Annotated in this window: 3 protein-coding genes; all 3 read right to left on the bottom strand. The window is 68.1% G+C overall.

The genetic code is table 11. The features are described from left to right. A partial coding sequence (locus HP546_RS29625; protein WP_172233258.1) for an NAD(P)/FAD-dependent oxidoreductase occupies positions 1–860 on the bottom strand: 860 nt, incomplete at its 3' end. Further along, on the bottom strand, positions 853–1,530 hold the full coding sequence (locus HP546_RS29620; RefSeq protein ID WP_172233256.1) for a S8 family serine peptidase: 678 nt from the start codon (positions 1,528–1,530) through the stop codon (positions 853–855). The genes HP546_RS29625 and HP546_RS29620, both read right to left, overlap by 8 nt. Next, the coding region (locus HP546_RS29615) for an ATP-binding cassette domain-containing protein (protein WP_172233253.1) at positions 1,520–1,989 on the bottom strand (470 nt) is incomplete at its 5' end. The genes HP546_RS29620 and HP546_RS29615, both read right to left, overlap by 11 nt.

The raw sequence follows: 1,989 nt of genomic DNA, 5'->3' as shown, positions 1-1,989 counted from the left end.
ATCACCACCGGTGCCTGCAACGCCGAAGACAGCGACTGAAAGATCCCGTTGCCCGACAGCGGGTCAACCGCCATCGCCGCATCGCCCACGCGTATCCAGTCCGGCCCAACACATTCACCGGCAAGAATGGCGGTACTGCTGCGCGCATGCACCTGCGCGGGCAGCAGCGCCTGGGCGTCGAACAGTTCTGCCACCAGCGCGCTGCGGGCACGCCGCGCTGCGCAGTAATCGGCCAACCCGGCTTTGCCCGGTAGCCCGGCGGCATCCAGGGTGACCTGCCAGTAACAGCGGCCATCTTCCAGGCGCGCCATCCAGGCCCAGCCATCCTCCAGGCTTTCTACCGCTGACGCCGGCTTGCCCGGAAGACTCTGCCAGCCGTTCAGCAGGCTGACCGTTTCCGGTCCGCGCCGGCGGTCTGCGGCCAGTGGGGCCTGGCGCCCGCGGGCTTCAACCAGGAAATCGGCCGGTAGTACTTGCCCATCATCCAGCCGAACGGAATGGCCGTCCCCGGGCACAACCTCGCGCACCCGGCCTTCGACCACGCTCACTCCCGCACGCAGAAGATCGTCGCGCAGCGCGCGGTCGAAGCGTTGCCGGTCGAGTAGAAACTCCTGGTTCATCTGCAAGTGCTGGCCGTTCCAGTGCACCTGCCGGTTAGCGGGCATCGCCGCCTGGCTCAAGGCGCCACCGAGCCCCGCGTTGCGCAAGCCCTCAAGCACCCGTTGCGATACACCTTCAACTGCAGCGAACCGGCGCCATTCGGAAACGACCGTTACCGCGTACCCCAGGCGCCGCAACCCAATCGCTGTGGCCGCGCCTGCCGGCCCAGCACCCAACACCACAATGCGCGGCTCAGGCATGGCTGGCCCCTCGTCGCTCGGGGCCGATAAATGCTGCGTGATGGCGCAACCAGGCATGAACCTGATGCCGGTCCAGCCCCGGCTGTTCATGCAGCAGGGCTGCAATCCTCCCGCTCACGGCCGCACACCCCAGGCTCGCGCCCGCGCTGCCCGCCGCCCCTACGTAGCCACCAAAATCCGCCTGCCGGGTACCCAGCCACGACCATTGCCCAGGTGCGCAACGGGCATCGCCAGTGACACGAATCACCCCCTCATAACTGGCCGGGTACACCGCTGCGCCCTGTGCCGGGCTGGATGCGCACAACAGCACGCCCGCCGCCAGCGCCTCGGCGCAGGCCTGATGCAGCACCGGCCGATCCTGCTGCAACCCCAGGCTCAGGTTGACCAGCGTAGCGCCGGCTTCCACCAGCCACAGCAGCGCGGCCGCCACCTGCAATGCGCTGGTGCTGGCCTGGGCGCCGAACACCTGAGCTACCAGCAGCGGCACCGGGCCGGCCGCACGTTGCAAGCTGGCAAGCACCGCGCTGCCGTGGCCGAGTTGGTCGGGCAGCATCGCGCCTTCACGCAACTGGCCGTCTTCCAGCCAGAAACGCCGGGCATCTATTGCACCATTGGCCTGCTCTGGCGAGCAGCCACTGTCGATAACGCCAATCCGCAGATCAGTGCCCATGCCTGATCACCTCCTGCGGCAGTACCTGCAACTTGCCGTCCGACAAGTGCAGGTGCAGATCCGCATCGGCCAGGGTCGAGGCGCGGTGGCTGATCAAAATGCGCGTGCGGCCGGCGAACAGCTGGTCGATAGCCGCAATCACTTCACGCTCGGTGGACTCGTCGACTGCCGACGTGGCTTCGTCCAGCACCAGGATCGCCGGCGCTTGCAGCACCGCGCGAGCGATGGCGATGCGCTGCTTCTGCCCACCAGACAGTTGCTGGCCACGCTCGCCCAGCAGGCCGTCCAGGCCCAGCGGCAGGCTCTCGACCAGGCTGTCCAGTCGCGCCAGGCGCACCACCCGCTCCAGCTCCGCACGGCTGGCCTCGGGCACGCTGTAGGCCAGGTTCTGCGCCAGGGTGCCGCGGAACAGCACGATGTCCTGGCTGACCACGGCGATACTTCGACGCAGCGCGGCCA

Source organism: Pseudomonas sp. CM25 (assembly GCF_013179705.1).
Taxonomy (GTDB): Bacteria; Pseudomonadota; Gammaproteobacteria; order Pseudomonadales; family Pseudomonadaceae; genus Aquipseudomonas.
This window is presented reverse-complemented; position numbering and strand designations above follow the sequence as displayed.

Coding starts and splice junctions, on each gene's coding strand:
- HP546_RS29620 (WP_172233256.1), bottom strand. CDS start 1,530: ATGGGCACTGATCTGCGGATTGGCGTTATCGACAGTGGCTGCTCGCCA.